The organism is Paenibacillus sp. EKM211P, assembly GCF_011066175.1.
GTDB lineage: Bacteria > Bacillota > Bacilli > Paenibacillales > Paenibacillaceae > Paenibacillus > Paenibacillus polymyxa.
The window spans coordinates 116065-139327 of record NZ_JAAMNS010000015.1 but is presented as its reverse complement, the minus strand read 5'-3'; the positions used below and the strand labels follow the sequence as shown (position 1 = coordinate 139327).

The window sequence follows — 23263 nt, the reverse complement described above, 5'->3', positions numbered from 1 at the left end:
GCTGGCGTCTTACCGTCAGCAGGGACGGTGATGAATACGTAAACGCTTCTGAAAGTCAATTTGATGAAAAAGGAAGGGATTTATGATGGCTAAAACAACAAGTAACTCGAAAAATACGCAAACCAAATCGGTGGAGGAACTTTTAAACCGTCAAGTCGCTAACCTCAATGTGTTATATGTAAAAATTCATAACTATCACTGGTACGTGAAAGGCTCCAGCTTTTATACACTCCATGTTAAATTCGAAGAATTATACAATGAAGTGACATTGAAAATGGATGAGATTGCCGAGCGCTTGCTTGCCTTGAAAGGTTCTCCTTCCGCAACATTGAAGGAATACCTGGAGCTGTCCTCAATTCAAGAGGCTACCGGTAATGAAGATGCTCCAAAAATGGTGCAAACCCTGATTGAGGATTTTGCGACGGTATGTGAGGAGTTTCAGGAAGGTATCGAATTGGCGGAAAGTAATTCCGACCAGCCTACTGCAGATTTGCTGATCGGCTACAAAGCAGATTTGGAGAAACATATGTGGATGCTTCGCTCTTATTTGGGCTAACTCATCAGGCTTTCGTACTAAAATAACCCCTTTACATGTAAAACGCTACTGACGTCAAGCTGTCAGTAGCGTTTTTATGGCTAAAAAAGAGATTATGTATCCCATGGTTTTTGTACTACACTATAACTATGTAATCATTCGAAGGATGTATTTTGCCATTTGTGTGATTGGTAGGATGAACATTTTATGAAGAAAGGTGGATAACGTGCGTCTGTTGGTTGCACCCTTAAAGATATTTATTATAAAATAACTTGAGAATCATTGAGAATCAGTTTAGAATGATTATAAATAAATTTTTAATTATTACATTTGCTTGAAATCAGGGGGCTCCCCTGTTTAAATATCTTTCTGATTTCGACACCACACTACATTTTTTGGAGGGTATTGCGAATATGGCTACAAACTTTAAGATTGAAGGTCTCAAAGCGACCATTGAAGGTAAAGAAATTTTGAAGGGGATTAACCTTGAAATGAAGGGCGGAGAAATCCACGCTATCATGGGTCCTAACGGAACGGGTAAAAGTACGCTCGCATCTGCTTTGATGGGTCATCCTAAATATGAAGTCACAGATGGCAAAGTAACTTTGGATGGAGAAGACGTGCTGGATATGGAAGTGGATGAGCGTGCACGTGCAGGATTGTTCCTGGCGATGCAGTATCCAAGTGAAATTGCAGGGGTAACAAACTCCGACTTTTTGCGTAGTGCTATCAACGCGCGCCGTGAAGAAGGACAAGAGATTTCCCTGATTAAGTTTATCCGCCAAATGGAAGGCAAAATGAAAGAGCTTGAAATGAATCCTGAGTTTGCTCACCGTTACCTGAACGAAGGTTTTTCCGGTGGTGAGAAAAAGCGGAATGAAATTCTGCAAATGATGATGCTTGATCCCAAAATTGTCGTTCTGGACGAAATTGACTCCGGTCTGGATATCGATGCTTTGAGAATCGTAGCTAACGGCGTAAACGCTATGCGTTCTGAAGACCGTGGCTTCCTTGTGATTACTCACTACCAACGTCTGTTGAACTACATCAAACCAGATTATGTACACGTAATGATGCAAGGACGTATCGTTAAATCCGGTGGTCCTGAGCTTGCTGAGCGTCTGGAAGCGGACGGTTACGACTGGATCAAGGAAGAGCTGGGTATCGTTGATGAAACTGTAGGACAAGAGGCGTAAGCCGGAAGCGAGGAGGAAAACTGATGACAACACAAACAATCCTTCCGGTAGATTCCGAGCAACTGCGTGTTCTGTCCGAACGTAATGGCGAGCCATCTTGGCTGGCCGAAGACAGACAAAAAGCACTTGAGCTTGCAGGCCAACTGGAGCTTCCGGTATTTGAAAAAACAAAAATCGAACGTTGGAATTTAAACGACTACGGTCAACATAAATTGAGCGAGGTCATTGCATCTGTAGGTCAGGTTCCTGCAGCCATTGCTGATCTGGTTAAAGAACAGCAGGAGGGCGGTCTGATCATCCAGCGCAACTCTGGTGCGGTATATGTGAAGCTGAGCGAGGAATTGGCGGCGCAAGGCGTCATTTTCACGGATTTGCAAACGGCGGTCAAAGAGCATGCTGATTTGGTCAAAGCTCATCTGAACACTGTTATTAAGGCTGAAGAAAATTCATTGTCGGCATTGCATGCAGCACTCTGGAACGGTGGAGTATTTGCTTATGTGCCTAAAAATGTAGAACTGAACGTACCGCTTCAAGCTGTGTTCCTCACGGATGATGCGACTGCAACTTTTGCGCCGCATGTGCTGCTCATAGCTGAAAACCATAGTTCCGTGACGTACGTAGACAACTATGTATCTGCAGATTTGGCGGCACCTGTTCTTCATAACGGTGCGGTAGAAGTGGTTGCGAATGCAGGCGCTAAAGTACGCTACGCGACAGTGCATCAGTTTGGAGAGCAAGTAACTGATATTTCCATTCGTCGTGCCACGCTCGGAAATGACGCTGCTATCGAATGGATTGTAGGCGAAATGAACAACGGCAATACAGCGAGCAATACCATGTCTGTGCTCAAAGGCAATGGCTCCAACTCGGATGCCAAGGTTATTGCTGTAGGTTCTGGTTCACAAAAGCTGAACTATACGACACAAGCACAGCATTTTGGTAAAAATTCCGCTAGTCAGATGATTACACGCGCAGTTATGCGTGAAGAAGCATCTTCCATCATTAACGGAATTACGAAAATTGAAAAAGGCGCTACCAAAGCAGACGGTCAGCAAACGGAGCGTGTACTGATGCTCAGCCCGAAAGCACGTGGTGACGCTAACCCGATCCTGTTGATTGATGAAGATGATGTAACGGCTGGACACGCAGCCTCGGTTGGTCAGGTTAACCGTGAGCAAGTGTATTACTTGATGTCCCGCGGAATTAGCCGTGCAGAAGCTGAACGATTGATTATTTATGGCTTCCTGGCACCTGTCGTATCTGAAATTCCGCTCGAAGGACTTCAACATCAGCTGCAAAGCCTTGTTGAAAGGAAGTTAGGCCAATGAACACTGCATTGATCCGTGAACAATTCCCGATTTTACATCAGGAGATTAACGGTCATCCGCTGGTTTATTTGGATAATGCGGCCACTTCGCAAAAGCCGCTAGCGGTCATCGAGGCGATCAAGCACTATTACGAGTTTGATAATTCGAATGTACACCGTGGTGTGCATACCTTGGGTAGCCGCGCTACGGATGCTTATGAAGGTGCGAGGGAGAAGGTAGCCCGTTTTCTGAATGCCAAGCGCAGTCAGGAAATCATTTTTACACGCGGGACAACAACCGCGCTGAATCTGGTGGCTTCTTCTTACGGTAGAGCTAACTGTAAGGAGGGTGATGAAATTGTCATCACTCCGATGGAACATCACAGTAATCTGATTCCGTGGCAACAGGTAGCCAAAGCCACGGGTGCGACTTTAAAATATATTCCGCTTCAAGAGGACGGTAGCGTTGATCTTGCAGACGTGGAGAAAACCGTCACAGAACACACAAAAATTGTTGCGATTGCGCATGTCTCCAATGTGCTTGGCGTTGTGAATCCGGTCAAAGAGATTGCTGCTATTGCACATCGCAAAGGTGCAGTTATCGTTGTCGACGGTGCACAAAGTACGCCACATATGAAAGTAGACGTGCAAGACATAGATGCTGATTTTTATGCTTTCTCTGGTCACAAAATGTGTGCTCCTACAGGAATTGGTGCACTCTACGGCAAGAAGGCGTTGCTGGAAAACATGGAGCCCGTTGAGTTTGGCGGTGAAATGATCGACGATGTGGGATTGTATGAGTCCACATGGAAGGAGCTGCCTTGGAAATTCGAAGGTGGCACCCCGATTATTGCTGGGGCAGTTGGCTTGGGAGCTGCCATTGATTTTCTGGAAAGCATCGGACTAGACACCATTGCACAGCATGAGAGCCGTCTATCGAATTATGCACTCAAACGTCTCCGTGAAGTGGAGGGTTTGACGATCTACGGACCTGCTGAACGTCATGTCGGGCTTGTAACATTCAACTTGGATGATGTGCATCCGCATGATGTAGCTACTGTACTGGATAGCAAAGGGGTGGCCATACGTGCGGGCCATCATTGCTGCCAGCCATTGATGCGCTGGTTGAAAGCCAGTGCAACTGCACGTGCCAGCTTTTACCTCTATAACACGGAAGACGATATCGACGCTCTGGTCAGCGCCTTAATCCAAACGAAGGAGTATTTTGGCGATGCAACTTGATGACTTGTACCGACGCGTGATTATGGATCATTATAAAAATCCGCGCAATCGCGGACGTTTTGAGGACGATGCTGTTACGGTGGATTTGAATAATCCTACGTGTGGTGACCGGATATCCCTTCAACTCAAAACGAAAGACGGCGTAGTCGAGGATGCCCGTTTTACAGGTGAAGGCTGCTCGATTAGTATGTCCTCGGCTTCGATGATGACAGAAGCGGTCAAAGGAAAAACGATTGATCAGGCCTTGGATATGGCGAGTCGCTTCTCCTCTCTGATGAAGGGCGAAGCGGTCGAATTTGATGATTATGAAGAATTGGAAGCTTTGTCAGGGGTCAATAAGTTCCCGGCTCGCATTAAATGTGCGACATTGGCTTGGAACGCGCTGCGCAAAGGGATTGACGAAGATAAATAATTTAAATAGAACAGAGGAGGTTTGAGAAACATGGCCAAGAAAGCACCGGAAATGGAAGAGTATAAGTATGGCTTTCGTGACGAGCACAAGTCCATTTTCCAAACAGGTAAGGGTCTCACTCCGGAAATTGTAAAGGAAATCTCCAAAATTAAGGGTGAACCGGATTGGATGTTGGAGTTCCGTCTGAAAGCATTGAAGCAATTTGAAAAAATGCCAATGCCAAAATGGGGCGGAGACATGGATGAACTGGATTTCGATGATATCCAGTACTATGTAAGACCTTCCGAGAAGCAAGGGAAAACGTGGGAAGAGGTTCCTACAGAAATTAAGGAAACCTTTGATAAACTAGGGATTCCTGAAGCGGAACAAAAGTTTTTGGCTGGTGTATCCGCACAGTATGAATCCGAGGTTGTCTACCACAGCATGCAAAAGGACCTGGAAGAGCAGGGTGTCATTTTCATGGATACCGATACAGCGTTGCGTGAGCATCCTGAGATTCTGAAAGAGTATTTTGCCACAGTCGTACCTCCTGCGGACAATAAGTTTGCGGCCCTGAACAGTGCGGTATGGTCAGGCGGTAGCTTTATCTACGTGCCTAAAGGTGTGAAATGTGAAGTTCCATTGCAGGCTTACTTCCGTATCAACTCGGAAAACATGGGTCAATTTGAGCGTACGCTCATTATTGCTGACGAAGACAGCTTTGTGCATTATGTAGAAGGCTGTACAGCTCCAATTTACAGCACGAACTCGCTGCATAGTGCTGTGGTTGAAATTATTTGTAAGAAAAACGCACGCGTTCGTTACACAACGATTCAGAACTGGGCACCAAACATTTACAACCTGGTAACTAAACGTGCGGTTGCTGAAGAAAATGCAACGATGGAATGGGTTGATGGCAACATCGGTTCCAAGCTGACAATGAAGTATCCTGCCGTTGTATTGAAAGGTCGTGGAGCGAAAGGGATGGTCTTGTCCATCGCTGTTGCAGGCAAAGGCCAGCATCAGGATGCAGGTGCGAAAATGATCCACTTGGCACCAGATACTACATCCACCATTGTATCCAAATCGATCAGTAAGCACGGTGGTAAAGTAACGTATCGCGGATTAGCTTCCTTTGGTCGTCAGGCTCAAGGTGCAAAATCGAATATTAAGTGTGATACGTTGATTTTGGATAATCAGTCAACTTCAGATACTATTCCTTATAATGAGATCATGAATGACGATATTACACTTGAGCACGAAGCAACGGTGTCCAAAGTATCGGAAGATCAACTCTTCTATCTGATGAGCCGTGGTCTGACCGAAGCTGAGGCAACACAAATGATCGTTATGGGCTTCATTGAGCCGTTCACCAAAGAACTACCGATGGAATATGCGGTAGAAATGAACCGCTTGATCAAGTTCGAAATGGAAGGTAGTATCGGTTAAAACGCGGTAACCCTTTGTGAGACAAGGTACTTGAGGTAATTAAAGCTGTTTAATCCGAGTCGTGCCGATTTTGTGCCGACTCGAATTTCCTTTTAAATGTAGAAGGCGAACTTTTTAAGTTCGTCTTCTTCTTTTTTTCTAATGCCATGTGAAACCAAAAATTTATTGTTAGGACTGCAGATAATCGCCTAGCACGTAACTATGTTTGCTTAATAGGATACTGTAAAAACTGCAAAACATAAGGAGGCAGGCAACGGATGCAGAAGAATAAACCTGTAGTCAAGAAGAAAACAATCTCAGCTAAACAGACACAGAGGCATGTACATGAATTTGAAGGTAGTACCAAACTGGCTGAAGCAGGCGCAGACCGACATAACCACCGCTTTGCAGGTGTTACTGGGCAAGCGATTCGAGTTGGAAGAAGTCATGTCCACGAAATTGATCTTACGAAAACTGATTTTGTGAACCATTTTCATAATCTGAGAAGGATTAGAACAGGACCAGCTATTCCAGTCGGAAATGGAAAACACGTACATTTCGTTACGGGCCAGACTACATTAAATGATGGTCATGTACACCAGTTTAATTTCGCAACATTGATTGAGGAACCTCTTGTTTAATGAACGATGGTTTGACTGAAGCAGAGGCCGATTGTGTACCGACTCGGATCTCCTGCTAGTATAGAAGGCGAACTTTTTAAGTTCGTCTTTCTTCTATTTTTTTTGGTTACGTGTAAATACGTGTTTACGTTTGAAGTGGGTTTACAGATCCTTAATAGGTCGACAAAAAGCCAAAGCCGCCCCAAAAGTTGGGACAGCTCGCTTCTACATATTTATTTATCTGAAGTTTTATGGTCTAAGTCATGATGCAACTCGGTTGCTGGTATTTTGGCATTATAGATCTGTCCTTTGGCAATGGGGTTAGAGATGTATACATAGCTTCCGGTTCCATCCGGCGCACTTCCTGTTGCCCACAGACCTTCACTAGATTCTTCGCCTTCTGACAAGTTCCAAAACTCATATGCTTCAGGCTGAGATTCTTGCTCTGCTTCAGGAGGGAAGGAAGCCGGTACCACAACACCATTTTTTTCTTCTAATTCTTGAATTGCCGCCATCCATTGATATTGATGATAGCGGTCGCGTGCTAGCATTTTCCGTAATGTAGCCCTAACGCTTTCGTCTTGCGTCATATGATATAGTCTTGCTACCTGCAATCGACCTTGGCTCTCTGCATGCAGGTTGGACCGCATATCTGCCAAAAGATTGCCACTAGCCACAATGTAAGAACCATTCCATGGAACTCCATTGGAATTAGTAGGCAATCCACCAAGACCGCTGACCAGCAGGTGCTGCGGGTTAATTCCTCCCATAATGGCAGCTGTAACAGGGTCTTTGGCAGCTTGCTCCTGATCTTCTGGTTTAGCCCCATCAAGTAATTGACTAATTAAAGCACACAGCATCTCCACATGTCCTATTTCTTCTGTTCCAATATCCATTAACATATCTTTATATTTTTCATCACCGCGACAGTTAAACCCCTGAAACAAATATTGCATCATCACGGTCATTTCTCCAAATTGGCCTCCCAAAACTTCTTGTACCTGTCGGGCAAATAGAGGGTCAGGTCGCTCTACTTTCACTTCGAACTGCAACTCTTTTTGATGTCTAAACATAATTAGTCCTCCTATAGGTTAAAAGCAGTTTAGTGAATCCATGCTATATTAACCCATTCAATGCGCAACAAAACGAGGATATGCCTAACCATAAAATCCCCTAATACTGCTAGAATGATAGAATCCTTCATGAAAATAACTTTTCTGGTTCTTTGACTTGTATAAAAATGATAAAAAAGGGTAGCATATGTTTCACTTCAAAATAAAACTCTAAGGGGGTTTTGGTATTGTATTTTTATAAAGAAGATTTAATTAACATAATAGTACCTGATAAACCCGACCCAGCTGCTGCAAAAGTGATTCAGGAGGTATTGGGTGGTCGATTTGGAGAAATGCGTACCATGATGCAGTTTTTCTTTCAAAGTAATAATTTTCGTGGTAATGCTGTTCAATATAGGGATTTGATTCGAGGAGTTTTTCTAGAGGAGCTTAGTCATGTTGAACTGGTCCAACATACCATAAATCAACTTCTGACTGGCTCAGGTGAAGACCAAGCCGGCGATGCTGGAGTTGATCATGCTCCTTTGGATGAAGCGATAAAATATGCCAACCCTCATCATTTTATTATGGGAGCTCAAAGTTCCTTACCCGTTGATGCAAGTGGTAATCCTTGGTTAGGCAGTTATGTCTATTCCCACGGCAATCTGATTAGTGATTTGCTTGATAATCTCGTACTCGAATCTACAGGGGTTCTGCAAAAATCTCGAATTTACGAAATGAGCTCGAACAAAACATTCCGGGAAACATTGGCTTTTTTGATTGTACGGGATAATGCTCATCAAAATGCATTTGCCAAAGCATTAGAGACACTTGGAGTGGATTGGGGAAAATTGTTCCCGGTTCCAAACTACGATATTAACAAGTATCCAGAATGTCGGAAGTATGTTGAAATGGGCTTTCACAATGCACAGTTTAATTTTCGATTGGATTCTACCCGTATTGGAGAAATATTCAATGGGCAAACTCCAAGCAGAAACGGTGGGGATTTGAATGTCATTGACCCTCCAGAAGGCTTCCCTCTTCCGTATATGCCTGAATTGCCTAATGAACATAGCCCAGGTCTACAAGATCTTAATTCCTAGGATTAAATATATAAATACAGATAGTAACTAGGCTTATGTCCGTAACACAAAAAGAGGCTGTCCTTTGTAGGAAAAACCTACGGATTAAGGACAGTCTCTTTTCATTCGTGTAACCTATGCTTCGAACAATCATTCCATACAAACAAAGTAACGCCGGGTGGCAGTGGCAGATCAGGATTCCAGATAAATCTCATCAATGGATACATGGCGTTCCCTGGATAAATCTATATATTCATCGTCGTTAATTCTTACTAACGGTCTGAAGTAATCCACAGGATTGTTCAGAATAATGGTTCCTGTCTGGCCTGTAGTCAATAGAACTTGCTTATTAATAAAATTCGGTAGCATATGTCTGATGAACACTTGGGTAGTTTCTGGATTTAGATGTCCAAAACTCATACTGTGCAGCTCGCGTAATACAGTCAGCAACTCCTGCTTCGTCTGATACACACGATTGGAAATCATCGCGCTGTATACGTCGGCAACAGCTGTTATGCTGGCAAAAGGATGAATTTCTTCCTTGAACAGTCCATGGGGGTACCCACTTCCGTCTTCGCGCTCGTGATGCTGCAAGGCGACGATTGCTGAAATCTCATCGCTGGTTGAATTGCGAATAATATCATAGCCATACAGAGAATGCTTTTTCATCTCATGAAATTCTTCAGGTGTCAGTTTACCCGGTTTGTTCAAAATCTCATCCGGTATCATGGACTTGCCTATATCGTGTAAATATCCAGCTTTACCAGCGGCATATGCCTCTTCCTCTGTATATCCTAGCCAAGTGGCAATGTAATATGACAGTATGCCTACTTGGAGAGAATGATTATAGGTATAGTGGTCTCCTCGTTCCATAATTAACAGCAGAGATACGACATCTTTTTGACGAGCCAGTTCTGAAACGAGAGGGCCGAAGAGCTCATCAACTCGATATTCATCAAATTTTCCAGTTGAGGAAGCTTCGAGGAACATGCTTTCAAAGCCGCTGATCGTCTGCTCTATGAGGGGAACGGCGCGTTTAAGGGACTCGGGGGAAGCTGGAACATCGGGGGCAAAGCCAACCGGAATGCTCGTAGAACCAGCATCAATGTCGATATAATCGACACCGTGCATAATGAGCTTGGAAATATCGTCATGCTGAAGCTCGGTGCCCTGTATCATGACAGGCACACCATGCCCATTGTATGTATCGGATTTGAGGCGATCGCCCGGCTTGGCATCGGTAACGTGAACTCTCATGCGCTAACCTCCTTATTGTCGTAAATTTGTCGAAAATACGAAACAAACTTAATATATCAAGAATTATATGGGATGACAACGACTAATTTACTATTATTCCAAGCTGTAAAATAGGTCCCAAGGACCCGTCACCTCTGAGTTACATATAGAAGGTAATGTCAATGATTTTCACTATCTATGTCCACCTCATATGTACCATATTGCTAAATAACATGGTATGCTTAAACATTAGAAGCTCCAAAGTCGATATATAAAATATAGAGGAGGGCGGTTATGGAGATGACGACTCGGCAAACGTTGACCATTTTGCATACCAATGATATCCATAGTCATTTTGGCAGTATGCCTTCGATAGCCGCGATGATCAATGAACGAAGAGCTGCATCAGGGGATGCGCTTCTTGTGCTGGACATAGGAGACCACATGGATCGGATGGCCCCCGAAACGGAAGGAACGCTCGGTGGGGCAAATGTGGATGTGATTAATCTGACAGGATACGATGCAATTACGATCGGTAATAATGAGGGACTGACTTTTACCTCGGATATGATTGAACAGGCATATGCAGGCATTCATTGTCCAGTTGTATGTGGCAATCTGACAGAGCGTGCTACGGGGAGGAATCCTTCGTGGATGAAGGAATCCGTTATTTTGAACAAAGCAGGAATCAAGATCGGTTTACTAGGTGTGACGGCTCCTTTTACAGAGTTTTATCAATTGTTGGGCTGGGATGTGCTTGATCCGTTTGAGGTGCTGGGGAAGCAGATAGCGGCACTCAGAAAGCAGGTGGATGTGGTGGTCGTGATGTCTCATCTGGGTTTACCCTCTGATGAGACATTAGCGTCCCAGTTTCCTGAGATTGACGTTATTCTTGGTGGTCACACCCACCATGTGCTGGAGGAACCGCTTCAGATTGGGAACACCGTTCTATGTGGGGCCGGGAAGTTCGGAACGTTGCTCGGTGAAGTGACACTAACCCGTAACCATAGTCTTGAACCGTTTCGAGTTACCTCAGGCGGCGTAGTTCCTGTGAATCAGACGCTGCTGGACGAAAAAGTGGCATCGGCCATTGTGTTGCATCGCAGACAAGCAGAACGCGCCATGGAGAGCACGGTGGCAGTAACGGATCGGGAATTGGAGATCGCCTATAATGAGGAGTCCCCTTTCGGGAATTTGCTGGCACAATCGGTATCCCATTTTACAGGAACCGAAATTGCCCTCGTCAATGCAGGTCAACTGCTTGGTCCGTTGCCTCAAGGAGATATTAGCAAAGGAATACTACATTCCTTATGCCCATCGCCGATTAATCCCTGTGTTATGAAGTTGCGGGGAAGAGACATTCGGTTGACACTGGAGCAGTCCCTGCTGCCTGAATTTACAGACAAGCCCATGACCGGCTTTGGCTTTAGAGGCAAAGTACTTGGCACCATGTGTGTGGAAGGGTTGACCATTCAGTATGATCCGGACCGTGCTCCTTATGAAAAAGTGACGGACATTCATGTAGCGGGTCAACCCTTGGAAGAAGATGAGGAATACAGAGTGGGCACGTTGGATATGTTCACTTTCAAAGCAGGCTATAAGGTGCTTGCGAACGGAACAGATCTCCAATTTATGCTTCCAGAATTTTTACGGGATTTGATTGAAATGGAGTTGAAGCGTCCGGGCGCGATGGAAGAATGTTTTGCAGCTAGGTGGCTTCAGGTATCAAAACAATCGGGAGAGGATTAAGCTGCGACTGGTACCTGTTACATTATTGAGAGCCGGCATGAAGCTGGGCAAAAAAATATACAATGAAAATGGAATGGTGCTGCTCTCGGAAGGTGTTGAGCTTACTTCGCGATTGATTGAACGTCTAGGCCAAGTCGGAATTGGATATGTATACATTGAGGATGCAGTGACAGAAGATATCGTCATACCCGAGATGATCCATGAACAGACAAGGGCGGCGGCGCTACAGGAAATCAAAAAGCAGTTTCAGGGTTTGTCATCCTACTCCGTAGATCATAAGCACAAATATTTTGGCAAGTCATTTTATAAGGTCATGGAATCGATTCTGGACGATATTGGAGGCCGCCAGGATGCCATCATTATGTTGATGGATATCGGGGCCGCGGATCAGGATTTGTATCATCATTCTTTGAATGTATGCTTGTATTCACTAGTCCTGGGGATATCCAATGGCTACGATAATAATCAGCTCATGGAGCTAGGGATAGGTTCATTACTGCACGATATCGGTAAAATGAAGATTTCACCTCAAGTGCTCTATAAGCCGGGTAAATTGACGGACGAGGAATATGAGCATATGAAAACACATACAGTGATCGGCTATAAGCTACTTAAAGACGAACCCGGGATTCCCTTGTTGTCAGCTCATTGTGCATTACAGCATCATGAGCGTATTGACGGTAGTGGATACCCACACGGTTGGAAGAAGGACCAAATCCACGAATATGCGAAATGGATCGGTCTGGCGGACTCGTATGACGCGATGACGGCAAGTCGAATCTACAAGCAGGCTTTGTTGCCTTATGAAGCAATGGAGGTGCTATACGCCGGGGCAGGAACGCTGTATGAGCAGCGGATGCTGGAAGCCTTTCGTGACTGTGTAGCTATTTACCCTCTGGGGCTTTCTGTAATGCTCAACACAGGGGAAGAGGGAGTCGTAGTGCGTATACATTCCAAAATCCCGCAAAGGCCTGTCATTCGTATTGTAAGAGACCGGGATGGGCAGGAACTGAAGGCGCCTTATGATGTGGATTTATCCGTATCCCTTTCGGTTATGATTACAAATACATTAGGCGCTGCTACCGGCCCTTTCGGAGGAGTACGCGTAGATTAGCAGAGGATGTGGAAGAAAGCATGCAGGCACTTTACACATCATGATATGATAATTATACGTCTTTTGAGGTTAATAACAGAAATAAGGTGAAAACATAATGACAGTTCTACAAAATAACACACTACCCCAAATATCGCCAACGTATGATCCGTGGGACCCGATTGTCTCACTGCGTACACATGGTCGTCATTTGCTTACAAGTGTGGAAATGACCGTAACACATTTATGTAATATGCGCTGTGAGCATTGCGCTGTCGGCGATATGCTGGTTATGAAGGAGGCCCCTTTCCTTCCTTTAGATTTGATGCTGAAGCGGCTGGATGAAGTTGAGCATCTGGAGACAATAAGTATTACAGGCGGAGAACCTGCATTGCTTGATAAAACAGTGGACGATGTGATCGTTCCGCTGTTGAAGTATGCTAAAGAGCGCGGTATTCGTTCGCAAATTAACTCCAACCTGACATTGGATATCAGAAGATATGAGAAGATGCTTCCGTATCTGGATGTCATGCATATATCGTTTAATTATTTAAATGCTGACGATTTTTATGAAGTGGGATTTGCAAATACCGGACGTCCGACTCCACGCGCGGGTGCTGTGCGCCTGTATGAAAAAATGATAGAGAATGCACGCAAATTGAGCGAAATGGGAATGTTCATTTCAGCTGAGTCCATGATTAATTATCGGACACACACGAAGCTAGGAGGCATTCATCAGTTGATCAACGAAATGGGATGCCGCCGGCATGAGGTTCACCCGATGTACGCGTCGAATTTTGCTTCTGCCTTGCCTGTACTGTCCCTTGACGATATGCGAAACTCGATTGATAAACTGCTGGATGTACGAAATCAGGACATGTGGATGTTATTTGGTACCCTACCGTTCTTTGCTTGTTCAGAGCATGAGGAAGACCGTAAATTGCTTCGCCGTTTGCGACAAGAACCGAATATTACGGTACGTAATGATCCAGACGGAAGAAACCGTGTAAATGTGAATATGTTCACGGGTAGCGTATATGTGACGGATTTTGCAGACATTCCAGCTTTCGGAAACATTCAGGAAAACAGTCTAGATAATATTTTCGGTGAATGGCTGAATGAGCATCCGCTAAATCAGACCGTGAACTGTCATTGTGATGCGGCTGCGTGTTGCGGACCGAATCTACTCGTAGCAGATATGTATTACAAGGGTGTAGACTTTAAATCAAGAAAAGCTTTGCAATTATAAGCATTTTTACATGATTACAATTACAGTTTTCAATCATAAATACTGAATTGAATAACTTACAAGTCGAATGGTGCAAAATGCTAACTAAAGAAATGGGGAGTTCGTATTGGATGGTCATACCGAGTTTCATTGGGGATTGCTAGGGGTGAATCTCTTCTTGGTACTGCTGCTTGTCTTTCTAAACGGTGTTTTTGTGGCCGCAGAGTTTTCGCTGGTCAAAATGCGCCAATCCCGATTGACGCAGCTCCAAAGTGAGGGTCATCGCCTGGCAGGCTATGCGCTGAAGGTGAACCAAAAGTTGGATGCTTATCTGTCTGCCACCCAATTGGGCATTACGCTGGCCTCATTGGGGCTAGGCTGGATTGGTGAGCCAGCAATATCCGGCTACCTGATAGAGCCACTCATGCACAAACTCGGTGTAACTGACGGTACACTGATTACAACGGTATCCGTTGTCGTCGGATTTTGCGTCATTACTTTTTTGCATATTGTATTGGGCGAACTGGCTCCCAAGTCTTTGGCGATTCAAAAGACTGAAGGTGTGGCGTTGTTTTTATCGGCGCCCTTGCTGCTTTTTTATAAGGTTTTTCTACCTGTAATCTGGGTGTTAAATGCTGCCGCAAACATGTTGTTACGGGCATTCGGCATTCAGCCGGCGAGTGAAGCCGAAGCGGCACATTCTGAGGAAGAGATCCGTATATTGATGAATCAGAGCGCCAAGAGTGGTGTAATCGATAAGGATGAAATCAAGCTGATGGATAATATCTTTGATTTTTCCGACTTGCTTGCTCGTGAAATCATGTTGCCGCGTACTGATATGGATTGCTTGTACACGAATTTGTCGTTTAAGGAAAATTTGAAGATTATCAGTGAGACCAAGCATTCCCGTTACCCGGTAGCAGTCGAGGATAAAGATCAGATTATCGGTTTTGTCCATATTACAGATCTTCTGTTAGCCGAGCAGGGTGAGCAACTGGATCTGGCCTCGGTGGTGCGTCCTATTCTGAACGTGCCTGAGTCCATGGAAGTAAGTCATGTGCTACGCCTTATGCAGAAAAAGCATTCCCAAATGACTCTCGTGGTGGATGAATACGGTGGAACCGCCGGTCTGCTGACAGCGGAGGAAATTCTGGAGGAAATCGTCGGGGATCTCTATGATGAGTTTGAGGATGAACGTCCAAGCGTGGAAATGAAGGAAGACTTTATCTCTGTGGACGGTCGTATGCTCATTGAGGATGTGAATGATTTAACTGGAGTGAACATTGAAGACGACGAAGTGGATTCCATCGGAGGCTGGCTGTTCAAGGAATTGGAAGGCAGTCCGGTGAAAGGGAAGAAAATAGAGTTTTATAATCTGACCTTTGAAGTGGAGGAAGCAACAAGGCTTCGCATTATGAGAGTGAAAATTCACCGTAAAACTGAGCCTGTCATTGAAGATGAGCTTTCTAACGATGAGGAATCCTAATCCACAGAGATAGCCATGATTAGTTCAGATATGTAGTTATATAGAGTGCTGAAAGAAAGAGCCTTTAAATCCACGTTATCGTGGTTTTAAAGGCTCTTTTTGAGTTAGTTACTACTGCAATTCAATCGAAATATAGATAGCGGGGAGGATGCCATAATCAGCTTGAGCAGCAGTTCGATAGTTTATTTCTTTGAACAAAAATTTGTATCCGTTATTTTTTTGTTCGAGACTTGGGCGATGCGGCATATGTTGAATAGTAAAGCAGATGGATCAATTAAAGGAGGTCCCGGCCCGTGAAATTTCCACAGCAAGGTCAGTATGCCCCGTTTGTCGGCCCGTTCGATCCGTGTCCGCCCGTTCTGTGCAAGACTTATGTGCTCCCGCCAAACTTGTTTATACAATTTCAGCCCCCTGGTCTGCCACAATTCAGTCCAGAGGAAGCACTGACGAAAGGAACGCTATGGCCATTGCTTTACAGTCCTTATGAGCCTAGGAGAAACCAGGGGGGAGGCGAATAAAATGGAGAATCCAAATCAGGGTCAGTCCCCAAATCAATTCCAACAGCCAAATCAGCCTGAGGGTGGACATCAACAGCCGAATCAGTCTCAAAGCCCTTATTCAAATTCATATCAATACCAGAACCAATATCAATATCAGAACCAGTATCAAAATCAAGCCCAGGACTATAGTCAACCCAGAGAACCGATCCAAGGTTATACGCCCCAAGCCTATGCGCCTCAAACCAAGCCGGGTGATGCCCAGTTTTATGCGCTATTGGAGAAGCTCCAAGCGGTGGATTTTGTGCTGGTGGAACTGAATTTGTATCTGGATACACACCCGGATGATTTGCAGGCCATCGAACAGTTCAACAAGCTGACACAGGAAAGAACGGCGATTGCTAACGAGTATCAACTCCTATATGGACCCTTACAGAATTTTGGTCGTGCCTATTCCAAGTATCCTTGGGAGTGGAGCCAATCACCTTGGCCGTGGCAGGTATAGGTAGGGAATCGTCAACCTTTTGTATAAAGGAGGAACATAAATGTGGGTATATGAGAAAAAACTGCAATATCCCGTACGTGTCAGCAAATGTGATCCTCATATGGCTAAACTGCTGATGGAGCAGTATGGCGGAGCGGATGGCGAGCTGGCAGCGGCATTGCGCTATCTGAATCAGCGGTATACGATTCCCGATAAAGTGATCGGTGTACTCAATGACATCGGCACTGAGGAATTTGCGCACCTCGAGATGATTGCGACTATGATTTACAAGCTAACCAAGGATGCGAGTGTGGAGCAAATGGAGGCAGCCGGTCTAGGCGAATATTATGCGGCACACGACCATGCGTTATTTTACCAAAACGCTTCCGGAGTGCCTTTTACAGCGGCCTATATCCAAGCTAAAGGTGACCCGATTGCTGATCTGTATGAGGATATTGCGGCAGAGGAAAAGGCGCGAGCTACATATCAGTGGCTGATTGATTTGACAGACGATGTGGATTTGCAGGATAGTTTGAAGTTTCTGCGTGAACGTGAGGTGATTCATTCGTTGCGTTTCCGTGAGTCAGTAGAAATTTTGAAGGGAGAAAGAGACCGGAAAAAGGTGTTCTGAAGGAGTCTTGTATGACGAATAGGAAAGGCCATCTGCAAGCATCACGTGCAGGTGGCCTTTCCTATCTATAAAACTAGTAACTTGTAAACAAAGCAGATTGTAGCTAATAAAGTCGATTTACTACAAAAGAAATCGACTTTTTTAATGGCGCTCAACAGAATATTATTTTTGGTCTAGCTGTGCAAAATACTGCTCGTTATATAAAACACTTGGATGAGTAGGATGGTGCAACTGGGCTATGCGATGATGCGATTTTGCTTTTTCGATGTCACCGATTCGGTCATAACAGAGACATAATTGCAAGTGTGGAAACCAGGTATAGTACGACGAATTGGTTAAGGCCATCACATTTTGCGGGGGCTCAATCAGCGTCGCCTGACGAAACCAATAAATGGCTTGAGCATACTGCTCATCTTCAATGAACAAATTGCCGAAAGCACAGCAGAATTGGGCGCGTGGTACATCGAGGGTAAGTGTGCGGAGCAGTGCCATCCGTTGCTCCTGTTTTTGTGCTTGACGACCGTAGCAATCCGCAAGCTTAAAGCAAGCAGCAATCCGATCTTCTATCCATCCTTGATTTAGCCCTAGATAATGTTCGTACTGCTGAATGGCTTCTAGTGTGCGTCCGTTATCATATAATTCATTGGCGAAGTAGTAGTGATCTCGTTCAGAAAATACGGTGCCCTGCTCCCGATGCTTGAGATATATGTGCAAATTACGAGCAGTATAAGCTCGTGTTTTGTTATGAGTCACCGCCATATTACTATGAAAGATGCTGCCTGTTACATTCAGGAACTCGTGAACAAATCCGGTCCATCTGAATCTGCGATCACGCCGTACAATTCGGTTTCTTTTGAGCTTATACAACGGCTGTCCTTGTTCATCTACGGATAGCACATAATCCATTGTAATGCTGTCATAAGAGAGGGTGGCTTGTTTTTTCCAGTTGAGAAAGGATAGTCGATCTTTTTCTTCCAGTATGTCATCGGCATCCAGCCAAAATTGATATTCTTGCGTGGCCTGATCAAACGCATAATTACGGGCAGCGGAGAAATCATCGCACCACTCAAAGTTGTATATCCGAGCGTTGAATGATGCAGCGACCTCTTGGGTTCTATCGGTAGATCCAGTATCAACGATAATGATTTCATCCACCAGGTCATGGACTGATTTCAGACAGGTATGAAGGGCTTCTTCTTCGTTTTTGACAATCATACATAAGCTGACAGTCACCATGCTCTCTGTCCCTCCCAAAAAACTCGGTATAATTTCCATTTTATTAGGATAGCTTGCTCATTATGTAGTAATTCGGCTTGAACATGTAAAGGGGATATGATGATCATAAATTCAGTTCTGCTCTAATAAATTAGAAAATCAAAGCTGGATGTTTGGGGGAAGGGTATGGATTGAAGATGTGGGTGACGTTCCGGGTTAGGATGTGCGACAGGATGGGTTTTATCGTTGAGTGGGGAGATTGTATTTTGTATTGATGTCGTTTTCATTGATATTTCCAGGTGTAAGTCCATTCATACCACGCTCACTCCCATATCGCTTGGTCGCAATTATGGTATGCGTTAGGACATGGAGGGGGAATGGTTATGAGGCTTCCGCCTGATGGAGGCGTTGACACATGCGTATACTAATCGGCAGCCCGGTGCACCAGAAGCCGGAAATTTTGTCTTTGTTCCTTCAAGCATTGGAGCGTCTGGAGGCACCTGACGTACTACCGGATTATTTGTTTGTCGATGATAATGACAATCCGATTTCAAGCCAGTGGCTAGTTGACTTTTCCAATCGACTTCCGGGACGGGTTTTACCCTTGTTAACAGGCTCGCAGCAAGTGGAAACCCGAAGTGATGAGCACACTCATTATTGGCCGCCTGCTCTTGTCTGGAAAGTGGCTGGCTTTAAAAATCGTCTTATTGATTATGCACTTCAGCACAATTATGACGCGTTGTTTCTGGTCGATTCAGACCTGGTTCTCCATTCCCGTACCTTGTGCAGGTTGGTGGAGACGGAGAAGGATATTGTATCAGAGATTTTCTGGACACGCTGGCAACCGGAAGGACCGCTATTGCCTCAAGTGTGGGTTAGTGATGAATATAACTTGTTCCATCGTGAAGATGGCGAAGTGTTGTCGGCAGAGGAGCGAGCGCAACGTGAATTGCATTTTATACACCAGTTGCATGTTCCAGGTTTGTATGAGGTGGGTGGTCTAGGCGCGTGTACCTTAATCCGCAGACGGGCGCTGGAAGCAGGGATTCATTTTGGTAAAATCAAAAATGTTTCTTATTGGGGAGAAGATCGACATTTTTGTATTCGAGCGGCTGCATTTGGATTTCCACTTTTTGTAGACACACACTATCCGGCAATGCATCTATATCGGGAAGCCGATCGAATGAAGGCAGAACAGCTATTATTCACCCTAAAGTACTTTACATCGAACCGCCCAGAGCATGTAACACATGCGGAACACTCCGATATTTCTCCAAGCTCTCCAGCCTTCAATCGTCCAGCATCGTCAAGAACCCCTAAATTCAATGAAGCTCCAGTTATACCCGATGATCTCCGCGAAACTGCTGTCTTTGCCAAGTACACGGCAGATTCGTTTGTTGTACCCCCGGCGTTCACTGGTCCACGACAAAGTGAGCTTTATACACCGCCTGTCTCTAATCCTAAATTGACGCTGACCATGACGGTATGCAATGAGGCAGATCGCAAGCTTACAGACGTGCTGCTGAGTCACCGGGAATACATTGATGAAGCAGTCATTATTGATGATGGTAGTCATGACGATAGCGGAGCGTTGTGCCGGGAAATCTTACAAGGAATCCCTCTACGTCTGATCCGCAATGAAACACCCTCTTTTATCAATGAAGTCGAACTTCGAAAGCAGCAGTGGAGAGAGACATTGGCTTCTTCTCCCGAATGGATATTAAGCATGGATGCTGACGAAATGTTCGAATCCCGCTTTGCCCAAGGGGTACATTCTTTGTTAGCGGGAACGAAAGCGGATACGATTTGTTTCAGGTTGTTTGATATGTGGTCTTCGACGCATTACCGTGATGATGACTATTGGCAGGCTCATCGGTATTACCGTCCTTTTTTAATTCGATATAAAGAGGGGTTCCCTTATAAATGGAAGGAGCAGTCCTTGCACTGTGGGAGATTACCCGAAAATGTACTTGACCTTCCCACAGAGATCAGCAACTACCGTATTCAACATTGGGGTTGGTATACACCTGCTATTCGCATGGCTAAATTTGAGCGGTACCAGCTGCTTGACCCAAGTGCTCGTTATGGATGGAAAGAGCAATATGAATCCATTTTGGACCCGAACCCACGACTTACGCTCTGGGTGGATCAGGACAACAAAAATACAGAAAAAGAACCTACATCAGAATATGAACCTGACCATCAGGTGAACGCCTTGGATGTCGCCAAGGTGGCCAGTGTACAGGTCATGAACAAATCCGATCTCCAAATTAAAGGTGAAGCCAAGGTTATTTCTTATGGTAAGGAGAAGGGGAGAGGAGCAGAACAGAGCGTAAAATGCAAATTGTGTGGCTCAGCCGACACGATAGTATTTCACAATTATGAACACTTTACCTTGATGGGATGCGGCTTCTGTGGATTGGTTTTTCGTAAGGATGTGGATCATATTCAGTCTGAGAAAATGATAGCAGAGATTTATAATGCCAATTGGGTTGCTATGCGGGATAGTGCAGCGGCGTCTACCTATGGGGATCATGCGCTTTTTGGACTTATGTTGCTCGATATGTTCAGTCCCAAAAAAGGAAAGCTACTTGAGATTGGTTCAGGAACTGGAGAATTTATCCATGCTGCCCTTCAAGCTGGCTGGAATGCAGTGGGCATTGAGCCGTCCAGTGAATCGCGTGCCTATGCCAAGTGCAAATATGAGGTGGAATTATTACCGGGTTATTGGAACGGTGAAACAGAGCTAGATGCTCAAATTCAACAATCTCTAGAAATTAATCAAGATTATAAAGATCAGGAAGCGATTGAGACTGAAAGTTTAGAGGAAGAAGCCGACTTACCTCTGGAGCACCAATACGAAGCCATCGCATGCTGGCATGTGCTGGAGCATATCGCGGACCCGGTCGCATTTTTGACGGATTTGCGTGAACAGCTTCAACCTGACGGAACGTTATATATTACGGTGCCCAATAAAAACTCGTTTACCAACGAGGCTTATGGCGTTCACTCACCTTTATTTACGGAGGAAGATCATTTGTACCATTATTCGGATCATACACTGACGCTCTTGCTGGAAAAGTCCGGCTTGCGCCCGGTGGCTTTGTTCACCCGCCAGCTTCCTGCTGGTTTGGATGCCTTGCTGCAAGCACATCCTTTGTATGGTGAGCTTGCCTTTACAGAGCAAATGGGATTGTTGGCTAAGCTTCAAGGTGAGAAACGGGGTCATGAATTATGCTGTGTAGCAAGAGTAATCTAAACATCTCCAAAGGAGGCTACATTCATGAATATGGCTGACCCGTATCTGTCTCGCTTTTTTGTATATTCTGATCCCAACTCGTCTAACATGATTTACAGACTCCCTCAAAGCTGGTGGAGTCGTCCCTATGAGTATGAGTGGTGTCTTCAATTTATGTCCGGGCAAGATACAGTATTGGACGCGGCATGTGGAATCCCTCATCCATTTAAATTTGAGCTGGCCCGCCGTTGCGCTCAGGTCTATGCCTGCGATCTGGATATACGCATCGTTTCTGTAGATGCTATCTTGGCCGAGGTGCGGCAGGATATTGGGGAGGAGGCCGCTGAGCGCATTCAGGAGATTTTACCGGTTCGTCTCCACTCCACCCATGCCAATCTGACCGCATTGCCCTATGAAGATTCCAGTTTTGACAAAATTGTATGTATATCAGTGTTGGAGCACTTAACCCCCGATGAATCTTTGGCAGCCTTGCGTGAATTTCACCGAACTTTACGGGATGACGGCATGCTTCTACTGACATTTGATTATCCTACAGTGGATCTTTCAACGATGGAACAATGGATAGAAGAAGCGGGGTTTTCGTATTGGAGTGGTGTGGATCTTAAGCTTCCACGGGGGGCTCTACACACAGACATGTGGGGCGGTTTACATTGTTTTAGGACTGTTCTAAAAAAATATAAGAGTTAACGGTATGCGCAATGAGGTTTACACAGACCTCTCTTATTGCTTATCATGAGAGGGGTTGGAGTGTAAACTTACATAGGAAAGGAATGACTGATAACTACATGAACAATGCACCTGTGTTGAAGAAACCTGAGGCTATGGTATTTGATATGGACGGTACGCTTTTTCAGACAGAGACGCTATTGCTTCCTGCGTACCACAAGCTGTTTGATACGCTGCGCGCCGAAGGGCTTTATGAAGGAGAGACACCTCCCGAGGAGCTTATTTTGAATAGTTTGGGTATGCTGCTGGATGAAATCTGGAGAAGAGTGATGCCAGAAGCTAGTGAAGCAGCTCACAGAAGAGCGGACGAGTTGTTGCTTCAGCTGGAGCTGGAGGGGTTGAAGAATGGAAGTCATGCTCTGTATCCACATGTAAAAGAAACACTTCAGGCACTTCATGAGCAAGGTGTCCGATTATTCGTAGCCAGTAACGGGCTGGAGGACTACGTAAAGGGGATCGCTGCAGCGTATGAAATGGTTCCTATTTTTGAAGGACTGTACAGCGCTGGGGAATACAGTACGCTTTCCAAAGTGAATTTGCTAGAAATTCTGTTGAGCAAGCACGATATTTCGAATGTATGGATGGTAGGAGATCGTTCCTCAGATGTGGAAGCTGGCAAAAAGAACGGACAGACGGTGATCGGCTGTGCTTATGCTGGATTTGGTGTGAATGATGAGTTGGAAGGGTCCGATGCGATTATTACAGACTTTACGCAGTTGCTTACGCTTTATAAAAACGCAGAGTAACGGTGAAAACGCAGATAAGAGTTATAAATCGCTGTGGCGTACCATATAAATAATACATGCA

At 45.0% G+C, this 23263-nt stretch carries 21 protein-coding genes; 18 read left to right on the top strand and 3 right to left on the bottom strand.

Going from position 1 to position 23263, the window contains the following annotated elements:
* The first annotated feature begins 85 nt into the window (after positions 1-85).
* The 7 genes from G9G57_RS19810 (at position 86) to G9G57_RS19780 (ending at position 6739) form a co-directional block, all read left to right on the top strand.
* A complete protein-coding gene (locus G9G57_RS19810) occupies positions 86-556 on the top strand; it encodes a Dps family protein (RefSeq protein WP_013309551.1) in 471 nt (156 codons plus the stop codon).
* Between the two features lie 392 nt (positions 557-948).
* On the top strand, positions 949-1731 hold the full coding sequence (gene sufC / locus G9G57_RS19805) for a Fe-S cluster assembly ATPase SufC (RefSeq protein ID WP_017425928.1): 783 nt from the start codon (positions 949-951) through the stop codon (positions 1729-1731).
* Positions 1732-1754: 23 nt separating this feature from the next.
* A complete protein-coding gene (gene sufD / locus G9G57_RS19800; RefSeq protein WP_031463199.1) occupies positions 1755-3059 on the top strand; it encodes a Fe-S cluster assembly protein SufD in 1305 nt (434 codons plus the stop codon).
* Positions 3056-4279: a cysteine desulfurase gene (locus G9G57_RS19795; protein ID WP_164965448.1), complete on the top strand. Its 1224-nt coding sequence runs from the start codon at positions 3056-3058 to the stop codon at positions 4277-4279. The genes sufD and G9G57_RS19795 overlap by 4 nt, the downstream gene beginning before the upstream one ends.
* Positions 4269-4691 carry a Fe-S cluster assembly sulfur transfer protein SufU gene (sufU, locus tag G9G57_RS19790; RefSeq protein WP_013309555.1) on the top strand — a complete coding sequence of 141 codons (423 nt, stop codon included), beginning with the start codon at positions 4269-4271 and terminating at the stop codon, positions 4689-4691. The genes G9G57_RS19795 and sufU overlap by 11 nt, the downstream gene beginning before the upstream one ends.
* A gap of 30 nt (positions 4692-4721) precedes the next feature.
* The gene (sufB, locus tag G9G57_RS19785) at positions 4722-6119 is read left to right on the top strand and encodes a Fe-S cluster assembly protein SufB (protein WP_016819590.1); all 1398 of its coding nucleotides are present in this window, start codon (positions 4722-4724) and stop codon (positions 6117-6119) included.
* A 257-nt stretch (positions 6120-6376) separates the two neighbouring features.
* Positions 6377-6739, top strand: a complete 363-nt coding sequence (locus tag G9G57_RS19780) for a YmaF family protein (RefSeq protein WP_016819591.1) — start codon at positions 6377-6379, stop codon at positions 6737-6739.
* A gap of 212 nt (positions 6740-6951) precedes the next feature.
* On the opposite strand, the gene G9G57_RS19775 is transcribed toward G9G57_RS19780, so the two are convergent.
* Positions 6952-7791, bottom strand: coding sequence for a manganese catalase family protein (locus tag G9G57_RS19775; protein WP_016819592.1), 840 nt, complete (start codon positions 7789-7791; stop codon positions 6952-6954).
* A 227-nt stretch (positions 7792-8018) separates the two neighbouring features.
* On the opposite strand from G9G57_RS19775, the gene G9G57_RS19770 reads away from it, so the two are divergent.
* The gene (locus tag G9G57_RS19770; RefSeq protein ID WP_017425926.1) at positions 8019-8873 is read left to right on the top strand and encodes a manganese catalase family protein; all 855 of its coding nucleotides are present in this window, start codon (positions 8019-8021) and stop codon (positions 8871-8873) included.
* A 171-nt stretch (positions 8874-9044) separates the two neighbouring features.
* Here the strand turns inward: G9G57_RS19770 and G9G57_RS19765 are convergent, their stop codons facing one another.
* Positions 9045-10109 (bottom strand): HD-GYP domain-containing protein, encoded by a 1065-nt coding sequence (locus tag G9G57_RS19765; protein ID WP_016819594.1) that lies wholly within the window; start codon positions 10107-10109, stop codon positions 9045-9047.
* 273 nt (positions 10110-10382) lie between these two features.
* On the opposite strand from G9G57_RS19765, the gene G9G57_RS19760 reads away from it, so the two are divergent.
* The 7 genes from G9G57_RS19760 (at position 10383) to G9G57_RS19730 (ending at position 17256) form a co-directional block, all read left to right on the top strand.
* Complete coding sequence (locus G9G57_RS19760; RefSeq protein WP_019686831.1) at positions 10383-11837, top strand: bifunctional metallophosphatase/5'-nucleotidase; 1455 nt, start codon at positions 10383-10385, stop codon at positions 11835-11837.
* Positions 11791-12951, top strand: coding sequence for an HD-GYP domain-containing protein (locus G9G57_RS19755; RefSeq protein WP_017425923.1), 1161 nt, complete (start codon positions 11791-11793; stop codon positions 12949-12951). Before G9G57_RS19760 ends, G9G57_RS19755 begins: the two co-directional genes overlap by 47 nt.
* Positions 12952-13048: 97 nt before the next feature.
* Positions 13049-14179, top strand: a complete 1131-nt coding sequence (gene yfkAB / locus G9G57_RS19750; RefSeq protein WP_164965447.1) for a radical SAM/CxCxxxxC motif protein YfkAB — start codon at positions 13049-13051, stop codon at positions 14177-14179.
* Positions 14180-14285: 106 nt separating this feature from the next.
* The gene (locus G9G57_RS19745) at positions 14286-15644 is read left to right on the top strand and encodes a hemolysin family protein (protein ID WP_016819598.1); all 1359 of its coding nucleotides are present in this window, start codon (positions 14286-14288) and stop codon (positions 15642-15644) included.
* A gap of 293 nt (positions 15645-15937) precedes the next feature.
* Positions 15938-16162, top strand: a complete 225-nt coding sequence (locus G9G57_RS19740) for a spore coat associated protein CotJA (RefSeq protein ID WP_016819599.1) — start codon at positions 15938-15940, stop codon at positions 16160-16162.
* Position 16163: 1 nt separating this feature from the next.
* A complete protein-coding gene (locus G9G57_RS26245; RefSeq protein ID WP_016819600.1) occupies positions 16164-16646 on the top strand; it encodes a spore coat protein CotJB in 483 nt (160 codons plus the stop codon).
* Between the two features lie 40 nt (positions 16647-16686).
* Entirely contained in the window at positions 16687-17256 is a 570-nt protein-coding gene (locus G9G57_RS19730; RefSeq protein WP_016819601.1) for a manganese catalase family protein, read from the top strand.
* A 162-nt stretch (positions 17257-17418) separates the two neighbouring features.
* Here the strand turns inward: G9G57_RS19730 and G9G57_RS19725 are convergent, their stop codons facing one another.
* Complete coding sequence (locus tag G9G57_RS19725; RefSeq protein ID WP_016819602.1) at positions 17419-18492, bottom strand: glycosyltransferase family 2 protein; 1074 nt, start codon at positions 18490-18492, stop codon at positions 17419-17421.
* A 394-nt stretch (positions 18493-18886) separates the two neighbouring features.
* Between G9G57_RS19725 and G9G57_RS19720 the strand changes: the two genes are divergently transcribed.
* The 3 genes from G9G57_RS19720 (at position 18887) to G9G57_RS19710 (ending at position 23202) form a co-directional block, all read left to right on the top strand.
* A complete protein-coding gene (locus G9G57_RS19720) occupies positions 18887-21730 on the top strand; it encodes a bifunctional glycosyltransferase/class I SAM-dependent methyltransferase (RefSeq protein WP_164965446.1) in 2844 nt (947 codons plus the stop codon).
* A 24-nt stretch (positions 21731-21754) separates the two neighbouring features.
* Entirely contained in the window at positions 21755-22417 is a 663-nt protein-coding gene (locus G9G57_RS19715; protein ID WP_164965445.1) for a class I SAM-dependent methyltransferase, read from the top strand.
* 83 nt (positions 22418-22500) lie between these two features.
* Complete coding sequence (locus tag G9G57_RS19710; RefSeq protein WP_016819605.1) at positions 22501-23202, top strand: HAD family hydrolase; 702 nt, start codon at positions 22501-22503, stop codon at positions 23200-23202.
* Positions 23203-23263 lie beyond the last annotated feature (61 nt).

Coding starts and splice junctions, on each gene's coding strand:
- G9G57_RS19810 (WP_013309551.1), top strand. CDS start 86: ATGGCTAAAACAACAAGTAACTCGAAAAATACGCAAACCAAATCGGTG.
- sufC (WP_017425928.1), top strand. CDS start 949: ATGGCTACAAACTTTAAGATTGAAGGTCTCAAAGCGACCATTGAAGGT.
- sufD (WP_031463199.1), top strand. CDS start 1,755: ATGACAACACAAACAATCCTTCCGGTAGATTCCGAGCAACTGCGTGTT.
- G9G57_RS19795 (WP_164965448.1), top strand. CDS start 3,056: ATGAACACTGCATTGATCCGTGAACAATTCCCGATTTTACATCAGGAG.
- sufU (WP_013309555.1), top strand. CDS start 4,269: ATGCAACTTGATGACTTGTACCGACGCGTGATTATGGATCATTATAAA.
- sufB (WP_016819590.1), top strand. CDS start 4,722: ATGGCCAAGAAAGCACCGGAAATGGAAGAGTATAAGTATGGCTTTCGT.
- G9G57_RS19780 (WP_016819591.1), top strand. CDS start 6,377: ATGCAGAAGAATAAACCTGTAGTCAAGAAGAAAACAATCTCAGCTAAA.
- G9G57_RS19775 (WP_016819592.1), bottom strand. CDS start 7,791: ATGTTTAGACATCAAAAAGAGTTGCAGTTCGAAGTGAAAGTAGAGCGA.
- G9G57_RS19765 (WP_016819594.1), bottom strand. CDS start 10,109: ATGAGAGTTCACGTTACCGATGCCAAGCCGGGCGATCGCCTCAAATCC.
- G9G57_RS19760 (WP_019686831.1), top strand. CDS start 10,383: ATGGAGATGACGACTCGGCAAACGTTGACCATTTTGCATACCAATGAT.
- yfkAB (WP_164965447.1), top strand. CDS start 13,049: ATGACAGTTCTACAAAATAACACACTACCCCAAATATCGCCAACGTAT.
- G9G57_RS26245 (WP_016819600.1), top strand. CDS start 16,164: ATGGAGAATCCAAATCAGGGTCAGTCCCCAAATCAATTCCAACAGCCA.
- G9G57_RS19730 (WP_016819601.1), top strand. CDS start 16,687: ATGTGGGTATATGAGAAAAAACTGCAATATCCCGTACGTGTCAGCAAA.
- G9G57_RS19725 (WP_016819602.1), bottom strand. CDS start 18,492: ATGGTGACTGTCAGCTTATGTATGATTGTCAAAAACGAAGAAGAAGCC.
- G9G57_RS19720 (WP_164965446.1), top strand. CDS start 18,887: ATGCGTATACTAATCGGCAGCCCGGTGCACCAGAAGCCGGAAATTTTG.
- G9G57_RS19715 (WP_164965445.1), top strand. CDS start 21,755: ATGAATATGGCTGACCCGTATCTGTCTCGCTTTTTTGTATATTCTGAT.
- G9G57_RS19710 (WP_016819605.1), top strand. CDS start 22,501: ATGACTGATAACTACATGAACAATGCACCTGTGTTGAAGAAACCTGAG.